This window comes from Conyzicola sp. (assembly GCF_046714715.1).
GTDB lineage: Bacteria > Actinomycetota > Actinomycetes > Actinomycetales > Microbacteriaceae > Conyzicola.
On the sequence record NZ_JBKKAD010000065.1, the window covers coordinates 1 to 16998 of the forward strand.

Below are 16998 nucleotides of genomic sequence, written 5' to 3' on the forward strand. Positions count from 1 at the left end.
TTCTTGCACAGGCCACTCCGGAAGACAAGATGGCGCTCATCCGAAGAGAACAGAGCGAGGGCAAGCTCGTCGCGATGACCGGTGACGGCACAAACGATGCCCCGGCGCTCGCCCAGGCGGATGTCGGCGTCGCGATGAACACCGGCACAACGGCGGCCAAAGAGGCTGGGAACATGGTCGATCTCGATTCGAACCCGACGAAGCTCATCGAGATTGTGGAATCGGCAAACAGCTCCTGATGACACGCGGTGCGCTGACCACGTTTTTGATCGCGAACGACGTGGCGAAGTACTTCGCCATCATCCCGGCGATGTTCGCCGGGGTGTTCCCCGGACTCGGTGTGCTCAACATCATGGGTTTGCACTCGCCCGCGTCGGCGATTCTCTCGGCCATCATTTTCAACGCGATCATCATCGTCGTGCTGATCCCGCTGGCCCTGCGGGGAGTGAAGTACCGGGCGCTGTCGGCGTCGAAGATCCTCACTCGCAACATCCTGGTCTACGGCCTGGGCGGCATCGTCGCGCCGTTCGTCGGCATCAAGATCATCGACCTCGTGATCACACTGATCCCCGGCTTCTAACCCTCGAAAACTGGAAGGAATACACACATGTCAACACGAACAGCAGCCCGCCAGTACTGGGTCGCGATAAGGGCGATGCTCATCTTCACGGCGGTGCTGGGCATCGGCTACACGGCGGCCATCACCGGCATCGGTCAGTTGGCGCTCAGCGCGAACGCCAACGGGTCGCTGACCGAGGTCGACGGCGAGACCGTCGGATCGACTCTCATCGGCCAGTCCTTCACCGATGCCGACGGCGCCGCTCTTCCCGAGTGGTTCCAGTCGCGGCCGTCCGCCGCGGGCGACGGGTACGACGGCGCCGCCTCCAGCGGCAGTAACTACGGTCCGGAGAACGAAGACCTGATCGCCGCCATCACCGACCGCCAGATGGCCATCGTCGAACTCGAGGGTGTCGAACCGGCCGAGATCCCCGCGGATGCCCTCACGGCGTCGGCGTCTGGTCTCGACCCGCACATCAGCCCGGCGTACGCCCGGCTGCAGGTCGAGCGTGTCGCGGAGGCCCGCGACCTGCCCGTCGCGACGGTGAGCGACCTCGTGGAATCGGAGATCCAGTCACCCGACCTCGGCTTCCTCGGTGAGGCCACCGTCAACGTGCTCGAGCTCAACATCGCTCTCGCCGAGCTGAAAGGCTAGCGAGTCGTGAAAAGAGGGCGGCTCCGAGTGCTGCTGGGCGCCGCCCCCGGCGTGGGCAAGACCTACGCCATGCTCGAAGAAGGCGCCCGGCTGGGCGCCGAGGGCAAGGACGTGGTCATTGCGGTCGTGGAAACCCACGGCCGCAGTGCCACGGCCGCGTTGCTGCACGGTCTCGAGATCCTGCCCCGTGCCGAGATCGACCACCGAGGGGTGCAGCTCTCCGAGATGGACCTCGCCGCGGTGCTCACCCGCAATCCCGGCGTCGCGCTGGTTGACGAACTCGCCCACACGAACGCGCCAGGGTCGGTGAACGACAAGCGTTGGCAAGACGTCGAGGCGCTGCTCGCCGCGGGGATCAACGTGATCTCAACCGTCAATGTGCAGCACATCGAGTCGCTCAGCGACGTGGTCGAGCAGATCACGGGCGCGCCGCAGCGGGAGACCATCCCCGACGAGGTCTTGCGCAACGCCGACCAGATCGAGGTCGTAGACCTCGCACCGCAGGCACTCCGGGATCGCCTCTCCGAGGGCAACGTGTACCCGGCCGCCCGCATCGACGCCGCGCTCTCCAACTACTTCCGGCTCGGCAACCTGACCGCATTGCGCGAGTTGGCTCTGCTCTGGCTCGCCGACGAGGTCGATAGCGCGCTCAAGGCGTACCGGTCGGAACACGGCATCGACAACAAGTGGGAGGCACGTGAACGCGTCGTCGTCGCCCTCACCGGCGGTCCCGAAGGCGAGACCCTCATCAGGCGGGGCGCACGCATCGCCGCCCGGTCGGCCGGCGGCGAACTGCTCGTCGTGCACGTGAGCGGGCAGGACGGACTCAGCGACGCGCACCCCGGTGCTCTTTCCGCGCAACGCTCCCTGGCCGAAAAGCTCGGCGGCACCTACCATCAGGTCGTCGGCGAAGACGTGCCGCGCGCCCTCGTCGACTTCGCGAAAGCCTCCAACGCGACCCAGCTCGTGATCGGGGTGAGCAGGCGCAGCCGTGTGGCCGCTGCCCTGACCGGCCCGGGCATCGGCGCGACGGTCATCCGCGAGTCCGGGGTCATCGACGTACACATCGTCAACCACGAGGCGGCGGGTGGACGCTTCGCGCTTCCGCGCATCGGCGGCGCGCTCACCGTGAAGCGCCGTATTCTGGGGATGCTGGTAGCGCTCATCGGCGGCCCCCTGCTCACTCTGCTGCTCGCATCCTTCCGCAGCGACGAGTCCATCGCGAGCGATGTGCTCGGCTTTCAACTCCTGGTTGTCATTGTCGCGCTCGTGGGCGGGATCTGGCCCGCACTCTTTGCAGCGCTCCTCTCTGGCCTGACCCTGGACTTCTTCTTCATCGACCCCCTGTACACGGTGACCATCGCGAGCCCCCCGCACGCCCTCGCCCTCGTGCTGTACATCATCAACGCCGTGCTCGTCAGCTACGTCGTCGATCAGGCGGCGAGACGCTCCCGCTCCGCGGTGCGCGCGCTTGCCGAGTCGGAGCTGCTCGCGACGATCGCCGGAAGTGTGCTACGCGGCCAGGACGCGCTCCAGGCCCTGCTCACGCGCACCCAAGAAGCGTTCCGGCTCAGCAGCGTGCGACTGCTCGAGGGCGATTCCGTGCTGTATGCGGTGGGCGAAGGCCGTGCCGACGAACACGTCTCCTCGATGGCGGTCGGCGAACGCTGCACCCTCCAGCTGATCGGCCCCGATCTGCAATCCTCCGAACGCCGACTGCTGGCCGTCATCGCCGCGCAGATCGACGCGGCGATGGAGCACAACGCCCTCACGAAGACCGCGGAGGAGATCCGGCCGCTCGCCGAGGCCGACCGGATGCGCAGCGCGCTGCTCGCCGCCGTCGGCCACGATCTGCGCCGCCCGCTCGCCGCGGCGACGGCCGCGGTCAGCGGACTGCGCTCCACCGACATCAGCTGGTCGGAGAAGGACAGGTCGGAGCTGCTCGCCACGGCGGGCGAGTCCCTCGACTCCCTGGCCGCGCTGGTCACCAACCTGCTTGACGCCAGCCGGCTTCAAGCGGGCGCGCTGGCCGTCATGTCGGCCCCGCTCGACGTCGTGGACGCGGTGCTGCCCGCCCTCGACGAACTGGGCATCGGCCCGGCGGACGTGGAGCTCGGCATCGAAGACGGGTTGCCCGAGGTGATGGCCGACGCCGGCCTGCTGCAGCGCGTGCTGGTGAACCTGCTGAACAACGCGCTGCGCTTCTCGCCGGAGGGCACTCCGCCGCGGCTGTCGGCGAGCGCGTTCGCCGGCTCCATCGAAATTCGCATAGCCGACCGCGGCCCAGGCGTCGCAATGGAACGCAAAGACGACATCTTCGTGCCGTTCCAGCGCCTCGGCGACACCGACAACACGACGGGTCTCGGCCTCGGGCTGGCGCTGTCGAAGGGCTTCGTGGAGGGCATGGCGGGCAGCCTGCACGCGGAAGACACCCCGGGCGGGGGCCTCACCATGGTGATCTCGCTCCCCGCAGCATCCGGAACCATCTCCGACCTCGAGGGCGACGCGTGAAGCTTCTGATCGCGGACGACGACCCGCAGATCCTCCGCGCCCTGAAGGTGACGCTGGGGGCGCGCGGGTACGACATCGTCACCGCCGGAAACGGCGTCGAGGCGCTCGATCAGGCGATCGCCCACCACCCCGACCTGATCATGCTCGATCTGGGCATGCCGGAACTCGACGGGATCGAGGTGATCGTGGGGCTACGCGGCTGGACGCAGGTGCCGATCCTCGTGGTCTCGGGACGCAGCGGCGCGACCGACAAGGTGGAGGCGTTGGACGCGGGAGCGGACGACTACGTCACCAAGCCGTTCTCGATGGAGGAACTGCTCGCGCGCATCCGAGCGCTCACCCGCAGGCTTCCGTCGGAGGAGTCGGAGCCGGTCGTGACCTTCGCCGACGTCAGCGTGGACTTCTCCGCGAAGCAGGTGCGTCGCGGCGGGCAGGTCGTGCGTCTGACGCCGACCGAGTGGCGGATCCTCGACATCCTGCTGCGCAGCGGCGGCAGGCTGGTCACCAGGGAATCGCTGCTGACCGAGGTGTGGGGCCCGCACCACTCCGCCGACACCGGGTATCTGCGGCTGTACTTCGCGCAGCTGCGCAAGAAGCTCGAGCCGCAACCCTCTCGCCCGCGTCACCTCGTCACCGTGCTCGGCATGGGCTACCGGTTCATCGCGGACGGCGAAGAACAGACGCAACCGGCCGCGCCACTGCCCTGACCGACCGCATGGATCGCGTAACGATCCGCGCCGTGCGCGTATGGAGGCCGTAAGGCCGCTAGGCGCGGCGGACGCTACGGGCGACGCTGGATACATGAACCTATCCCGCGTGCAGACGCGCCGAGCGAAGACCCTCACGACCGACATGTGGCCGGCATTCACGACCCACACCGAGAGCGACGTGATCATCGCGGCTCTGTCGATCACCCGACTCGTGGAGTGGTGCGGCACGCCGTGTGTGCACACCGCGGACGCGGCGATCCCCGGCAGCGGCGGCCGCCCGTCGGAGTCCGAGCTCGCCTCCGTCGTGGCGGCTCGGGTCGTCTCCGCGGAGTGGCGCAGCGACCTCCGCCTGCACGTCGTGATCGACGCCGACCTCTCCGGCTGCGACCCGACGGCGGGCGAGGCGCGCCTCCTCGGGCGGGCATCGGACGCGAGCCCGGCCTCCGTCGTTCTCGAAAGCCTTCACCCGCGGGGCGGCGGCAGTGCGACCTACCTGCCGGCTGACATCGCCGTCGGCGACCTCGTGATCATCCCGTGCCGCGGGGTGACGCTGCTGCACGACATCAAGGCCTGAGCGATCAGCCGCCGACGTGGATTCCGGGACGCTGCCTCGGGTCCTTCTCGACCTCGCGCAGGATCTCCCGCACCAGCGGCGCGGTGTCGCCCCGGCCCAGGAGCAGGAACTTGAACAGATAGGCGATCGGGTTGCCCTCGGCCCACTCGAAGTGGCACTGCGGCCGCACCCCGGTCGCCTCCTGCAGTGCGAGCAGGGTGGCGGCGATGGTGTTGGGCACCACGGCGCTGTCGATCCGCAGGATCAGGAACTCGCCCACCTCGACGCCGCGCACATTGAGCGTCTGGCGGAAGGTCGACGGGTCTACGACGTCGACCTCGAGGAAGAGCACCTTCGAGGTGGACGGCACGGGGTTCATGCCGCGCTGCGATTCCTCCTTCTCGGCGTACTCGTCGGCGTGCCCGGTCTGGCGGCGGTTGGCGACGATGTTCAGCTGGCCGTCGACGGCGAGGACCTCGGCGATCAGCCGCCGCGCAGTCGCATTGAATTCAACCCTCTCAACGCGCAGCTCGGTGGCGCGGTAGGCACGCGAGATGATCGAGACCGTGACGATGCCCGCGATGAACAGGCTCGAGATGGCGATGCCGTCGGGCTTTTCGATCACGTTCGCGAGCAGCGCGTAGATCAGCACCGCGGTCAGCACGGAGAAGCCGAACGTGGCGCGTCGTTCACGCTTGCGCACCGCCGCGATCGTGACCGCGACCGCCCCCGACACCATCATCGCGAGGATGCCGGTCGCATAGGCGCCGGCCTGCGCGTTGACGTCGGCGTTGAAGGCGATGGTGATGACGATGCTGATGCCGGTGTAGACGAGCACGACCGGCCGGATGGCCTTGCTCCACTCCGGCGCCATGCCGTACGACGGCAGGTAGCGGGGAACGATGTTGATCAGCCCGGCCATCGCCGACGCCCCCGCGAACCAGAGGATGAGCACGCTGCTTATGTCGTAGACGGTGCCGAAACCCTCGCCGAGGTAGAGGTGCGCCAGGTAGGCGAGGGCGCGCCCGTTGGCCTCCCCGCCCTCCTCGAACTCCTCCGCGGGGATGAGCACGGTGGTGACGACGCTCGTCGCAAGTAGGTAGGCGCTCATGATGACCGCCGCCGTGGTGAGCAGTTTGCGGGTGTTGCGCACGCGCGACGCGAGCACCTGGAATTCGGTGAAGCCGTCGGACTTCACGAGCGGCATCATGCTCACCCCGGTCTCGAAACCGGAGAGTCCCAGCACGAGCAGGGGAAAGGCGAAGATCGCGGTTCTCGCGATGTCGCCGAAATCGCCGCTGCTGGCCGTCAGCCGTTCGAGCCAGTTCTGCATGGTGGCGGGCTCGGCGACGATGGCCGCGATCGAGACGCCGATGACGATGGCGTTCAGCAGCAGGAAGATCGCCACGAGCGGGATCGCGACGTTGACGGCCTCGTTGAAGCCGAGCAGGAAGACGCCGCCGAGCACGAGAAGCAGTACGACGGTGACGATCACGTTCGCGCCGCGCAGCGCCTCGGGCACAAACGGATTCTCGAGCAGGTGCACCGTCGCGTCGGCGCTGGACAGCGTGATGGTGATGATCCAGGATGTCGCGACGAAGCCGAGTAACACGAGGACGAAGATCTTGCCCCGCCAGAACGGCAGCAGCTTCTCGAGCATCGCCACCGAGCCCTGGCCGTGGGGGCTCTGCTTCGCGACGCGGCGGTACATGGGGAGCATGCCGAACAGCGTGAGAACGACGATGAGCAGCGTCGCGACGGGCGAGAGCGCGCCCGCCGCGAGCACCGCAATCGCCGGCAGGTACGACAGCGTCGAGAAGTAGTCGACGCCGGTGAGCGTCATCACCTTCCACCACGCGTGCGTCTGGTTCTTCTCGCCCGCCTCCGGGCCGGCCGGCGCGACCTGGTTGGCCAGCAACCACGTGCCGAGCGGGCTCGGCGCCGTGTCCCGTTTCGACTGGCGCAGGGAGACGACGGCGGGGATGGCGTCTGACGGGAGGGGTGTGCTCACGTGGCACGACACTACTCGCGCCCGGCGTGCTGTCCGCGCTTTAGCTATCTCGGCCGAAGAAATTCGACAGCCCCGACAACCCGGGGATCTCGAAGTTGGAGCCCAGCTCGGACGCCTGTTCGCTCAGGCCGGCGGCGTAGTCGCCCGCGCCCTCCGCAATCCCGTCGAAACCGCCGGCGAAGCTCTCGAAGTCCACACCCATTCCGGCGGCCTGTTCGAGGAGCGGGGCGGCAACGCTGCTGAGCACGGCTCCTCCGGCCACGGCGGCGAGCAGTCCTCCGGCAGCCCCGAGGCCAACGCCGGCGAGCGCACCGGCGGCTCCCCGCCCTGACGGCTTCGCGAAAAGTCCGCGTAGGAATCCCGGGTTGTGCGCTTCGCCCCGGGTGGCTGAGCGGGCGAGGTCTTCGGAGCTCGCCGATGCAGGCTGTTCGTTCGCAGGCAGGTGCGCCCGAAGTTGGGCCTCGACCTGTTCACGCTGGGCGGGGGAGAGGCGCGCGAAAGCCTCGCGATGTACTGACTCGAGCTGCTCGGGAGGCGCGGTCTCGAGCAGGTAGTTGTAGCGGGCGATGGCGGCGCGGTCTTCGGTGCTGACTTCGGATGAAACATCCGGACGCTGCGGAGCGGAGGGTCCGCGGTCCGCGGCGCGATCGGCGCCCGTGACCTTATCGGCCGCGGTGCGAACCATCTCTCGCCAGTCGGTCTTTCCGGATCCTGAAGACGAGGTCTGGCCCTTCTTGTCGAGTGCTTGGGAAGCCATTTTCAGCATGCGTTGGAGGTTGCTCATGGGGGACCTTTCGGTTCGACTGAGTCTTCAGTCTGCGCTGACCCGCCTGAGTAAAGCCTCTCCGGGCGACGAGCCGTTCGCATAGACTTCTATCTATGGGTACTGGGGGGTCGACCGCCGAGCTGCGGCTACTAGCCGACCCGACGCGAGCCCGCATCATGTCGCTCATCCTGGAGAGCGCCGAGGGCCGTGCGCTCGTCGGCCACCTGGCCGTGGCGCTGGAACTCCGCCAGCCGACCGTGAGCCACCACGTCAAGGCGCTCTTCGACGAGGGTCTGCTCGAGCGCGAACCCGAGGGTCGCAATGTCTGGTACTCGGTCAGTCCCGGTCAGGTCGACCGGGTCACCGACGTGCTGCGCGCCGACCAGCCCCCCACGATCGCCGACGGAGTGCTCGAACGGATCTCATCGGATCTCGCCGACCGCTTCGCCGGAACCTTCGCGGCGGAGACCGTGGAGCGCTACGTGCGGGAGAGTCACGCCCTGCTTGCCGACCAGGCGCACATCACCCGCCATCTTCCGTCGCTGACGTCGCGATTCGCGGCCGACCGGCTCGCGGCCCTCGCCGCGGCCGCGCTGCCCGAGGGGGAGGGCGTGCCCGAGGTGCTCTTCGTCTGCGTGCAGAATGCCGGCCGCTCGCAGATGGCGGCGGGCATCCTCCGACACCTAGCCGGCGACAGGGTGAGCGTGCGCACCGCCGGTTCCGCGCCGGCGAGCGCCGTGCGGTCGGTCATCGTCTCCGCGCTCGACGAGATCGGCGTGCCGATCGGGGGCGAGTACCCGAAACCGCTCACCGACGATGTCGTGCGCGCCGCCGACGTCGTGGTCACGATGGGCTGCGGCGACGCCTGTCCGGTGTACCCCGGTCGCCGCTACCTCGACTGGGACCTCGAGGATCCGGTGGGTCTTCCCCTGGCTCGGGTGCGCGACATCCGCGACGACATCGAGGCGCGGGTGCGCGAGCTGCTGGTCTCACTGAATCTGAGCCCGCTCTAGCCAACCCATAGATCACGGTCTATGCTTTCGGTATCCGATAGTGAGGAAGCTCCCATGACCGACAAGCCCACCGTTCTCTTCGTCTGCATCCACAACGCCGGCCGATCGCAGATGGCCGCCGGCTACATGCGGGCACTCTCCGGCGGCGCGGTCGAGGTGCGCTCCGGCGGTTCCGAGCCCGGCGACCAGATCAACCCGATGGCGATCGCCGCGATGGCCGAAGAGGGCATCGACATCAGCCAGGGAATCCCGCAGCTGATGACCACCGAGCAGGTGCGCGACTCCGACGTCGTCATCACGATGGGCTGCGGTGACGTCTGCCCGATTTTCCCGGGCAAGCGCTACGAAGACTGGGAGCTCGTCGACCCCAAGGGCAAGAGCATCGACGAGGTGCGCCCGATCCGCGACGACATCAAGGCCCGCATCGAAACGCTTCTCGCCGAACTTCTCCCCGCAAAGGCCTGAGCAGGGATCGGCTCGATGTCTGATCTGCCGCTGCCTGTCAGCGTGCGGTCGGCACCGCGAGCATCGTCTGCAACACCTCGAGCCCGGCCGTGATCTCGACCGAGGGGTCGAGCAGCCATTGCACCTGGAGGCCGTCGGAGGCGGCGATGACGAGCGCGGCGACCGACTCGGGGGAGACGTCGGCGCGGATCGCTCCGGCGGTCTGGGCGGCGACGACCTGCTCCACCAGCTCCGCGCGCAGGCCGGCGAACCGGTGGGCGAAGTACCGGCGCGAGGTCTCGTTCCCCGGCTCGACGGAGGCGCCCATCATGGTCGAGTACAGCGCCACGAGACCGGGAATGGTGACGTTGCGCTCGGCTGCCGACAGCATGCCGTCGAGCAGCCCGTCGCCGGCCTTCTGGTAGTCGTCGTCGAAGCGCGCGGCGTTCTCGCGCAATACCTCGACGAGCAGCTCCTCGCGCGATGAGAAGTAGTGCAACAGGGCGCCGTGCGAGACGCCGATGGCCTCGCCGATTGCGCGCAGCGACGTGCCGGCGGCCCCCTTCTCGGCGAATACCTCGATGGTGCGCTCGAGGATCTCTTTGCGACGGGCTACACCCTTCGCGTACGAACGTGGGGGCGTGTCATCCATGCTCGCAGTCTATGGCGAAAAAACCTCCACGCGGCGGTTTTGCCTGTTATCGTGTTGCGCAGACCATCGAACAAGGGAGTATCGAATGACCCCGACCGTATCCGTGCAGCTCTACAGCGTGCGCGACGCCATAGCCGACGACCTGCAGGGCGCGGTCGCGCGGCTCGCCGATATCGGGCTGCGCCACGTCGAGCCCTACGCATTCGCCGAGCGCGCAGAAGAGTACGAGCGGGCGTTCGCGGCCTCCGGAGTCTCGGCACCGTCCGGGCACGCTGCCGTGATCGATTCGGATGAACCGGACCGCATCTTCGAGGCCGCGGTGCGTCTCGGCATCGGCACGGTCATCGACCCCCTGGTGCCGACCGAGCGGTGGCTGACGGCCGACGACGTGGCAAGAACCGCCGACCGGGTCAACGAGCTGACCGTGCGGGCCGCCACCTTCGGGCTCGCGTTCGGCTACCACAACCACCAGTGGGAGCTCGCGAACCAGATCGACGGGCGCCCCGCGCTGCTCAGCTTCGTCGAACGCATCGACCCCGCCGTCGTGCTCGAGATCGACACCTTCTGGGCGTCGGTCGGCGGGGCGGACACGCCCGCCCTGCTGCGTTCGCTCGGCGACCGGGTCACCTTCATCCACGTGAAAGACGGCGCGCTCAGCGCCGACACCTCGCTGCAGCGGCCGGCCGGCCGGGGTGCCGTCGACGTGACGGGCGTCCTCGCTGCCGCACCGCAGGCCGTGCGGGTCATCGAGTTCGACGCCTACGCGGGCGACGTGTTCGACGGCATCGCCGACTCGTTCGCCTGGCTGCGGGAGCACGACGCGTGAGCGCCGCACGCGGCGGCCCGGTCGGTGTCGGGATCATCGGCGCGGGCTACATCAGCGGCCAGTATCTCTCGACGCTCACCGCGTTCCCCGACCTGCGCGTGCTGTTCGTCGCCGACCTCGACCTCGCGCGCGCGCGGGCACAGGCCGAGGCGTTCGGGGTGCCCCGCTTCGGCACCGTCGACCAGCTACTCGACGACGACGACGTGGAGATCGTCGTCAACCTCACCATCCCGGCCGTGCACGCCGAGGTGGGCCGGCGAATCGTCACGGCCGGCAAGCACGTGTGGAGCGAGAAGCCCCTCGCCCTCGACCACGAGTCGGGTGCCGCGCTGCTCGCTGCCGCCGCCGATACCGGAGTGCGGGTGGCGTGCGCGCCCGACACGGTGCTCGGCGCGGGAATCCAGTCGGCGTTGCGCGCGATCGACCGCGGCGACATCGGCGAACCGCTCACCGCCACCACCCTGTTCCAGGTCGGCGGCCCCGAGGCGTGGCATCCCGACCCGGAGTTCCTCTTCGCGCGCGGCGCCGGGCCGCTCTTCGACATGGGCCCGTACTACGTGACGACGCTGGTGCACGTCTTCGGTGCCGCGGCCAGGGTGAGCGCCGTCTCGTCGACGTCGCATACCGAGCGCACGATCGCGACCGGGCCGCGGGCGGGCACGGCCTTCGCCGTCGAGGTGCCCACGCATCACGCCGCGTTGATCGGATTCGCGGGCGGTCAGTCGGCGGCATCCACCTTCAGCTTCCAAGACGCCCAGCGCCGCGTGGGATTCGTCGAGATCAGCGGAACCGAGGGCACACTCGTGCTTCCCGACCCCAACAAGTTCGAGGGCGACTCCCTGCTCTGGCGCTTCGGGCAGGAGGAGCCGACGGTGGTGGCCGCACAGGGATCGACCCACGCTCGCGGTTCGGGCGTGCTCGATCTCGCCCGCGCGATCCGCGGTGACGAGACCGAGCGGGCGAGCGGCGCGCTGGCCCTGCACGTTCTCGACGTGCTGCTCGCGATCGAGCGGGCGGCCGAGACGGGTGCCGTCGTGCCGCTGACCTCGACGGTCGAGCAGCCCGCGCGGCTGTCCGAATCGTGGGACCCGGCGGCGGCGACGCTCTAGACGCCTAGTTGCGCGCGAGCCGCAAGGAGTGCTGCACCTGCTCGGGCGTCAACGCGGTGCGGCCCCCGCAGTTCGTGCACTCGTTGTGGTACTTGGTCGAGAAGGAGAACAGGGGCACGAAGAACAGCGTGAACTTGTTCGACGACTTGACCACGTGCTGCGGCGCGTCGACGTGGCAGTAGCCGCACACGAACGCCACCACGTTCACGATCTGCTGCGAAACGCGCGAGCCGAAAAGCAGGAACACTGCGTTAGCGGGTTCCGCCGGCAGTGCCGTTGCGCTTGGCCTGGATGCTCGCCTTGACCTTCGCGAGCGCACGCTGGCCCTGCGGGCTCTTGACGGCCTTGGTCACGATGGGCAGCACGATGGGCACGTACTTGAGAAGTCGGAACATCGGATCTGTCGCTTTCGATTCACCGGGGCAATCGACGTCGGGGGTTCGACGGCGGCTAGCACCCGAGTGAACAATGATGAGCGCTGCGGGCGCCGCACGCCATTCGACCGGTTGGCATTGACTCCGCCCGCCCGATGATGAAAGGCGTCGAGAGGCCGGTCTTCTCAGGAAAGTGACATGTAAGGTAAGCCTCACCTATAGTGGGCTGATGCGTGGTTCCGATCTGACCCTCTCGTACCACGGCACCCCCGTCGTGCACGCGGCGAGCATCAGCCTCGCGCCCGGACAGGTCACCGCGCTCGTCGGACCGAACGGCAGCGGCAAGTCGACACTGTTGCGCGCGCTGGCCCGCCTGCACAAACCCGACTCGGGCGCCATAGCGCTGACCCCGACGGCAGCGTCGACGGATGACACGGTGGACGCCTTCACGCTCAGCCACCGCGACTTCGCCCGGCGGGTCACGCTGCTCGCCCAGAGCCGGCCGACACCGAGCGGCCTCAGCGTGCGCGAACTCGTGGAGTTCGGACGCCACCCCCACCGCGGCCGCTGGGTGCGCGGCGACGACGATGGAGCCCAGTACGTGGCGCGCGCCATGCAGATGACCGGTGTCGACGACCTCGCCGGGAAGCAGGTCGACCAGCTCTCCGGCGGCCAGCTGCAGCGCGTCTGGCTGGCGTGCTGCCTCGCGCAGGACACCGACGTCCTGCTGCTCGACGAGCCGACGACCTACCTCGACCTGCGCTACCAGGTGGAGCTGCTCGACCTCATCCGCGACCTCGCCGACGAGCACGGTGTGACCGTGGGCGTCGTGCTGCACGACCTCGACCAGGCAGCGGCGCTCGCCGACGTGGTCGTGCTGCTCGACGCCGGCCGGGTGCTGGCGAGCGGCACCCCGCAGCAGGTCTTCGTGTCCGACACGCTCAGCGCCGTGTACGGCATCCGCGTCGACGTCGAGACCGACGACGCCACGGGACACGTAACGGCGCGCGCCCGGGGACGGCACAACAGTGCGGCCCGTGGCATCCGAATCTCTTAGACCTGCCCATTCACCGAAGGAAACCATGAAGAAATCCCCTATCGCCGTGCTGTCGCTCGTCGCGGCATCAGCGTTCGTGCTCACCGGCTGCGGAACCACCGAAGACACGACCGAGACCGACTCCGGCGCCTCGGGCGTCAGCGTCGTCGACGATCGCGGAGAGACGATCGAGCTCGACGGCCCGGCGACCACGGTCGTCGCCCTCGAGTGGAACGCGGCCGAGAGCCTCGTGTCGCTCGGTGTTATGCCCGCCGGCATCTCGGACATCACCGGCTACACCGACTACGTGCAGGCTGCGCCCGTGGATGACACGGTCACCGACGTGGGCATGCGTGGCGAGCCGAGCGTCGACGCTATCGCCGGCCTCGCTCCCGACCTCGTCGTCGTCACCAACGACCTGGCCGAGACGGCCATCACGCAGATCGAGGAGATCGCACCGGTTCTCGTGCTGCGCGGAGCCGACGCCAGCGACGCGATCGGCCAGATGGAGAAGAACCTCAACGACATCGCGACGCTCACCGGCACCGAAGACGAGGCGGAAACGCTTCTCGCCGACCTCGACGCGAAGATCGCCGAGGGCAAGGCCGCGATCGAGGAGGCCGGACTCGACGGTGCCGCGATCGCGCTCAACGACGCGTACGCCTACAACGGCGCGATCACCATTCGCCCGTTCTACCAGGGTGCGCTGCTCACCGACGTCGCCGAAGAGCTCGGCCTGGTCAGCGCCTGGGAGGACGAAGGCGACGAGAACTACGGCCTCGGCGAGACCGACGTCGAGGGCCTTACCGCCCTGCCCGCCGACGTGAAGTACCTCGTGCTCGGCTCGCAGGAGGGCACCGTGTACAGCGACGAGCTGGCCGCGAACCCGGTCTGGACCTCGCTGCCGTTCGTGCAGAGCGGCGACGTCTACACGCTGACCGACGGCATCTGGCCGTTCGGCGGACCCGCCTCGATTGACCTCTTCATTGACTCGGTCGTCGACTCTCTCACCTCCTGAGAACGCTGACGGCGCCCTGGCGAACCGGGTTCCCCCGATCCGCCTCGGCGCCGTCTCCCTTCTCGCTCTAGGAGTCGTGCTCGCCGTCGTTCTCGGCGCCGTGCACATCAGCCAGGGATCGGCCGACGTCTCGCCGCTCGATCTCTTCGCATCCCTCACCGGTGCAGGCGACGATCAGGCGACCGCGATTCTCGTCGCCTCGCGACTGCCGCGGCTCATGGCCGGCGTCATCGTCGGAGTCGCGCTCGGTGTCGCGGGCGTGCTGCTGCAGACGGTGGCGCGCAACATCCTGGCCTCGCCCGACACCCTCGCGGTGAACGCGGGCGCCTATTTCGCGGTCGTCGCGTTCTCGGTGTTCGGCCTCAGCCTGCCGCTCCTCGCCAGCGGCGCGGTCGCCTTCGTCGGCGGCCTCGCGGCCGCGGCCCTCGTGCTGGTGCTGTCCGCCGGGCGGGAGAGCGGTACGATCCGGCTCATCCTCGCCGGTTCGGCGATCGCCCTCGCCCTCGGATCCGCGACGACGGTTCTGCTGCTGCTCTTCCCCGAGCGCACCATCGGCCTGTACGCGTGGGGCCAGGGAACGATCGGCCAGAACGGGTCGACGGTCGTCTCGACGTTCGGCCCGGTGGTGCTCGTCGGGGCGGTGCTCGCGCTCCTGCTGGTGCGTCGGTTCGACGTGCTCGCCCTCGGCGACGACACCGCGAGCGTGCTCGGCGTCAGCGTGCGCGGCACGCAGCTCTTCGGCGTTCTCATCGCGGTCGTGCTCTCCGCAGCGGCGGTGAACGTGGCCGGGCCGATCGGCTTCGTCGGGCTCGCCGCCCCCGCGATCGCGCGTCTCGTCGCCGCCAAGGTGCCGGGCATGCAGCGCCACATCCTGCTCATCCCGGCGTCCGCGATCCTCGGCGTCCTCGTCGTGCTCGGGGCCGACGTGCTGCTGCGGCTCGTGTTCGGCGGCGCGGCCGGAGTCGAAGTGCCCACGGGCGTCGTGACCACCATCTTCGGCGCGATCTTCCTCGTCGCCCTCGCGTTACGGATGCGCGCGTCGTCCGAAGCCGCCAGCCGCGCGCTCGTCAGCTCGCGCACGGTCTCTCCCCGTCGCCGGATCACGCTCTCGGCCGTCGCCGCGGCGCTGCTCGCGGTCGTGGTGGTCGCCTCGCTGTTGCTCGGCGACACGAAGCTGCTCGGCGGCGACCTCGTCAACTGGGTCACCGGCCAGTCGGGCACCATCGTCGACTTCGTGCTCGGAACGCGCGCCCCCCGCGTGTTCGCCGCGGCCCTCGCCGGGGCCGCCTTCGCGCTCGCCGGTGCGGTCGTGCAGGCGGTGTCGCGCAACCCGCTCGCCGAGCCCGCGATCCTCGGCGTGACGGGCGGAGCCGGGCTCGGCGCGGTCTTCGTCATCACGCTCTGGCCCGTCGCGAGCTTCGTCGCCGTGACTACCGGCGGCCTGATCGGCGCGGTCGGCGCGGCGCTGGTCGTGTTCGGGCTCGCGGCGCGCGGCGGATTCGCGAACAACCGGCTGATCCTCATCGGCCTCGGCGTCTCGGCCGCGGCCGCCGCCGGTGTGAGCATGCTCATCATCGCGACCGACCCCTACAACGGCGCGAAGGCGCTCACCTGGCTCTCGGGTTCCACCTACGGACGCACCATGCCGCAACTCGTTCCGCTCGCGATCACCCTCGCGATCGCGCTGCCGGTGCTGCTGTCGGCCCGCCGCGAGCTCGATCTGCTCGCGTTCGACGACGACACCCCGCGGGTGCTGGGCATCCGCATCGCGCCCGCCCGGCTGGGGCTGCTCGCGGTGAGCGTCGTGCTCACGGCGACCGCGGTCGCGGCGGTGGGAGCGATCGGCTTCGTCGGCCTGGTCGCCCCGCACGCGGCTCGGGCGCTCGTGGGCGCGCGCCACTCCGCGGTGCTGCCGCTCTCGGCCCTGCTCGGGGCGATCCTGGTCTGCGTCGCCGACACCCTCGGACGCACCGCGATCGCACCCGCACAACTACCGGCCGGGCTGCTCACCGCCGTCGTCGGCGCGCCCTACTTCGTGTGGCTGCTGTGGAGGTCGCGGCGCTGAGGCGCCGGCGCCCGCCCGACCGCGGATGAGCCGCTTTCGGCCCAATGAGCCCGCCGCGGTCGCGTCATCGGGCCGAAACCGGCTCTTACGCGTGTCGAGAACCTCGGTGAGCGGGCGACAACCGGCCTGCCGCCCAGGCCGCGCTAGTCGGGCCCGAACGGCAGCAGCACCCACACCCGCGTCGCGACGGCGTGACGCTCGTCGTGCACCGTCTTCGCCAGAGCGCCCGCGAGCATGGCGATGCCGAGCAGCACGTCTTCCGTCGTGATCCAGTCGGCGACCCGGCCGGCCGCGCGGGCCGCCGGTAGCTTCGACTCGACCACGGAGCTGATCCGGTCGATGAGGTGCCGCCCCGCGTCATCCGTCTTTTCGATCTCGATCATCTCGAAGAAGGCGGTGGACACGATCGCCTGGGCGGTGATGGCCCGCAGCACGTCGCCGAGGGTGGAGCCGTCGACCGCGGCGATGCCCTCGAGCTCGTCGGCGTTCTCCTCGAACACCGCGAGGGCGAGGCTGTACCTGGTGGGGAAGTGCCGGTACAGGCTGCCCTGGCCGACGCCGGCTTCTTTCGCGACCGCGCTCAGCGGGGCGTCGAGCCCGCGCGTCGCGAAGATCATGCGCGCCGCCCCGATGAGCGCCGCACGGTTCTCGGGCGCCGCGCTCGGGCCGCGGTTCGCCCGCGGAGAATCAGTCATAC

General features: G+C 69.2%; 17 protein-coding genes and 1 pseudogene. 12 read left to right on the forward strand and 6 right to left on the reverse strand.

Annotated features, from left to right (window positions below; genetic code table 11):
• The 5 genes and pseudogenes from ACLQ6X_RS05150 to ACLQ6X_RS05170 all read left to right on the forward strand — a co-directional run.
• A pseudogene (locus tag ACLQ6X_RS05150) lies at positions 1-580 on the forward strand (HAD-IC family P-type ATPase); the annotation flags it as partial.
• Positions 581-607: 27 nt separating this feature from the next.
• Positions 608-1213: a potassium-transporting ATPase subunit KdpC gene (gene kdpC, locus ACLQ6X_RS05155; RefSeq protein ID WP_411699101.1), complete on the forward strand. Its 606-nt coding sequence runs from the start codon at positions 608-610 to the stop codon at positions 1211-1213.
• Positions 1214-1219: 6 nt separating this feature from the next.
• Positions 1220-3724 (forward strand): DUF4118 domain-containing protein, encoded by a 2505-nt coding sequence (locus ACLQ6X_RS05160; RefSeq protein WP_411699102.1) that lies wholly within the window; start codon positions 1220-1222, stop codon positions 3722-3724.
• Positions 3721-4431, forward strand: a complete 711-nt coding sequence (locus tag ACLQ6X_RS05165; RefSeq protein WP_411699103.1) for a response regulator — start codon at positions 3721-3723, stop codon at positions 4429-4431. The genes ACLQ6X_RS05160 and ACLQ6X_RS05165 overlap by 4 nt, the downstream gene beginning before the upstream one ends.
• Before the next feature lie 94 nt (positions 4432-4525).
• Entirely contained in the window at positions 4526-5008 is a 483-nt protein-coding gene (locus tag ACLQ6X_RS05170; RefSeq protein WP_411699104.1) for a hypothetical protein, read from the forward strand.
• Between the two features lie 4 nt (positions 5009-5012).
• Here the strand turns inward: ACLQ6X_RS05170 and ACLQ6X_RS05175 are convergent, their stop codons facing one another.
• Positions 5013-6998 (reverse strand): amino acid transporter, encoded by a 1986-nt coding sequence (locus ACLQ6X_RS05175; protein WP_411699105.1) that lies wholly within the window; start codon positions 6996-6998, stop codon positions 5013-5015.
• 40 nt (positions 6999-7038) lie between these two features.
• Positions 7039-7782, reverse strand: a complete 744-nt coding sequence (locus ACLQ6X_RS05180; RefSeq protein ID WP_411699106.1) for a hypothetical protein — start codon at positions 7780-7782, stop codon at positions 7039-7041.
• 95 nt (positions 7783-7877) lie between these two features.
• On the opposite strand from ACLQ6X_RS05180, the gene ACLQ6X_RS05185 reads away from it, so the two are divergent.
• Complete coding sequence (locus ACLQ6X_RS05185; RefSeq protein WP_411699107.1) at positions 7878-8777, forward strand: metalloregulator ArsR/SmtB family transcription factor; 900 nt, start codon at positions 7878-7880, stop codon at positions 8775-8777.
• Between the two features lie 54 nt (positions 8778-8831).
• Positions 8832-9242 carry an arsenate reductase ArsC gene (locus ACLQ6X_RS05190; RefSeq protein WP_411699108.1) on the forward strand — a complete coding sequence of 137 codons (411 nt, stop codon included), beginning with the start codon at positions 8832-8834 and terminating at the stop codon, positions 9240-9242.
• A 37-nt stretch (positions 9243-9279) separates the two neighbouring features.
• Here ACLQ6X_RS05190 and ACLQ6X_RS05195 read toward each other — a convergent pair whose 3' ends face one another.
• Positions 9280-9873 (reverse strand): TetR/AcrR family transcriptional regulator, encoded by a 594-nt coding sequence (locus tag ACLQ6X_RS05195; RefSeq protein WP_411699109.1) that lies wholly within the window; start codon positions 9871-9873, stop codon positions 9280-9282.
• Between the two features lie 85 nt (positions 9874-9958).
• Between ACLQ6X_RS05195 and ACLQ6X_RS05200 the strand changes: the two genes are divergently transcribed.
• Together ACLQ6X_RS05200 and ACLQ6X_RS05205 are read left to right on the forward strand one after the other, a co-directional pair.
• Entirely contained in the window at positions 9959-10699 is a 741-nt protein-coding gene (locus ACLQ6X_RS05200; protein WP_411699110.1) for a sugar phosphate isomerase/epimerase family protein, read from the forward strand.
• Positions 10696-11808, forward strand: a complete 1113-nt coding sequence (locus tag ACLQ6X_RS05205; RefSeq protein ID WP_411699111.1) for a Gfo/Idh/MocA family protein — start codon at positions 10696-10698, stop codon at positions 11806-11808. The genes ACLQ6X_RS05200 and ACLQ6X_RS05205 overlap by 4 nt, the downstream gene beginning before the upstream one ends.
• Before the next feature lie 4 nt (positions 11809-11812).
• Here the strand turns inward: ACLQ6X_RS05205 and ACLQ6X_RS05210 are convergent, their stop codons facing one another.
• Both ACLQ6X_RS05210 and ACLQ6X_RS05215 read right to left on the reverse strand, forming a co-directional pair.
• Positions 11813-12055: a zinc-ribbon domain-containing protein gene (locus tag ACLQ6X_RS05210; protein ID WP_411699112.1), complete on the reverse strand. Its 243-nt coding sequence runs from the start codon at positions 12053-12055 to the stop codon at positions 11813-11815.
• A 4-nt stretch (positions 12056-12059) separates the two neighbouring features.
• Positions 12060-12203, reverse strand: coding sequence for a hypothetical protein (locus tag ACLQ6X_RS05215; RefSeq protein ID WP_411699113.1), 144 nt, complete (start codon positions 12201-12203; stop codon positions 12060-12062).
• Between the two features lie 208 nt (positions 12204-12411).
• Here ACLQ6X_RS05215 and ACLQ6X_RS05220 point away from each other — a divergent pair, with 208 nt between their 5' ends.
• The 3 genes from ACLQ6X_RS05220 to ACLQ6X_RS05230 are packed head-to-tail and all read left to right on the forward strand — an operon-like array spanning position 12412 to position 16301.
• Positions 12412-13239: an ABC transporter ATP-binding protein gene (locus tag ACLQ6X_RS05220; RefSeq protein ID WP_411699114.1), complete on the forward strand. Its 828-nt coding sequence runs from the start codon at positions 12412-12414 to the stop codon at positions 13237-13239.
• Positions 13240-13264: 25 nt separating this feature from the next.
• Positions 13265-14236, forward strand: coding sequence for an ABC transporter substrate-binding protein (locus ACLQ6X_RS05225; RefSeq protein WP_411699115.1), 972 nt, complete (start codon positions 13265-13267; stop codon positions 14234-14236).
• Positions 14193-16301 carry an iron ABC transporter permease gene (locus tag ACLQ6X_RS05230; RefSeq protein ID WP_411699116.1) on the forward strand — a complete coding sequence of 703 codons (2109 nt, stop codon included), beginning with the start codon at positions 14193-14195 and terminating at the stop codon, positions 16299-16301. Before ACLQ6X_RS05225 ends, ACLQ6X_RS05230 begins: the two co-directional genes overlap by 44 nt.
• Before the next feature lie 143 nt (positions 16302-16444).
• Here the strand turns inward: ACLQ6X_RS05230 and ACLQ6X_RS05235 are convergent, their stop codons facing one another.
• Positions 16445-16996: a TetR/AcrR family transcriptional regulator gene (locus ACLQ6X_RS05235; protein ID WP_411699117.1), complete on the reverse strand. Its 552-nt coding sequence runs from the start codon at positions 16994-16996 to the stop codon at positions 16445-16447.
• Between the last annotated feature and the right edge of the window lie 2 nt (positions 16997-16998).

Excerpts from the sequence above, each read along its gene's own strand:
- kdpC (WP_411699101.1), top strand. The coding sequence starts at position 608 with ATGTCAACACGAACAGCAGCCCGCCAGTACTGGGTCGCGATAAGGGCG.
- ACLQ6X_RS05170 (WP_411699104.1), top strand. The coding sequence starts at position 4,526 with ATGAACCTATCCCGCGTGCAGACGCGCCGAGCGAAGACCCTCACGACC.
- ACLQ6X_RS05180 (WP_411699106.1), bottom strand. The coding sequence starts at position 7,782 with ATGAGCAACCTCCAACGCATGCTGAAAATGGCTTCCCAAGCACTCGAC.
- ACLQ6X_RS05185 (WP_411699107.1), top strand. The coding sequence starts at position 7,878 with ATGGGTACTGGGGGGTCGACCGCCGAGCTGCGGCTACTAGCCGACCCG.
- ACLQ6X_RS05190 (WP_411699108.1), top strand. The coding sequence starts at position 8,832 with ATGACCGACAAGCCCACCGTTCTCTTCGTCTGCATCCACAACGCCGGC.
- ACLQ6X_RS05195 (WP_411699109.1), bottom strand. The coding sequence starts at position 9,873 with ATGGATGACACGCCCCCACGTTCGTACGCGAAGGGTGTAGCCCGTCGC.
- ACLQ6X_RS05200 (WP_411699110.1), top strand. The coding sequence starts at position 9,959 with ATGACCCCGACCGTATCCGTGCAGCTCTACAGCGTGCGCGACGCCATA.
- ACLQ6X_RS05215 (WP_411699113.1), bottom strand. The coding sequence starts at position 12,203 with ATGTTCCGACTTCTCAAGTACGTGCCCATCGTGCTGCCCATCGTGACC.
- ACLQ6X_RS05220 (WP_411699114.1), top strand. The coding sequence starts at position 12,412 with ATGCGTGGTTCCGATCTGACCCTCTCGTACCACGGCACCCCCGTCGTG.
- ACLQ6X_RS05225 (WP_411699115.1), top strand. The coding sequence starts at position 13,265 with ATGAAGAAATCCCCTATCGCCGTGCTGTCGCTCGTCGCGGCATCAGCG.
- ACLQ6X_RS05235 (WP_411699117.1), bottom strand. The coding sequence starts at position 16,996 with ATGACTGATTCTCCGCGGGCGAACCGCGGCCCGAGCGCGGCGCCCGAG.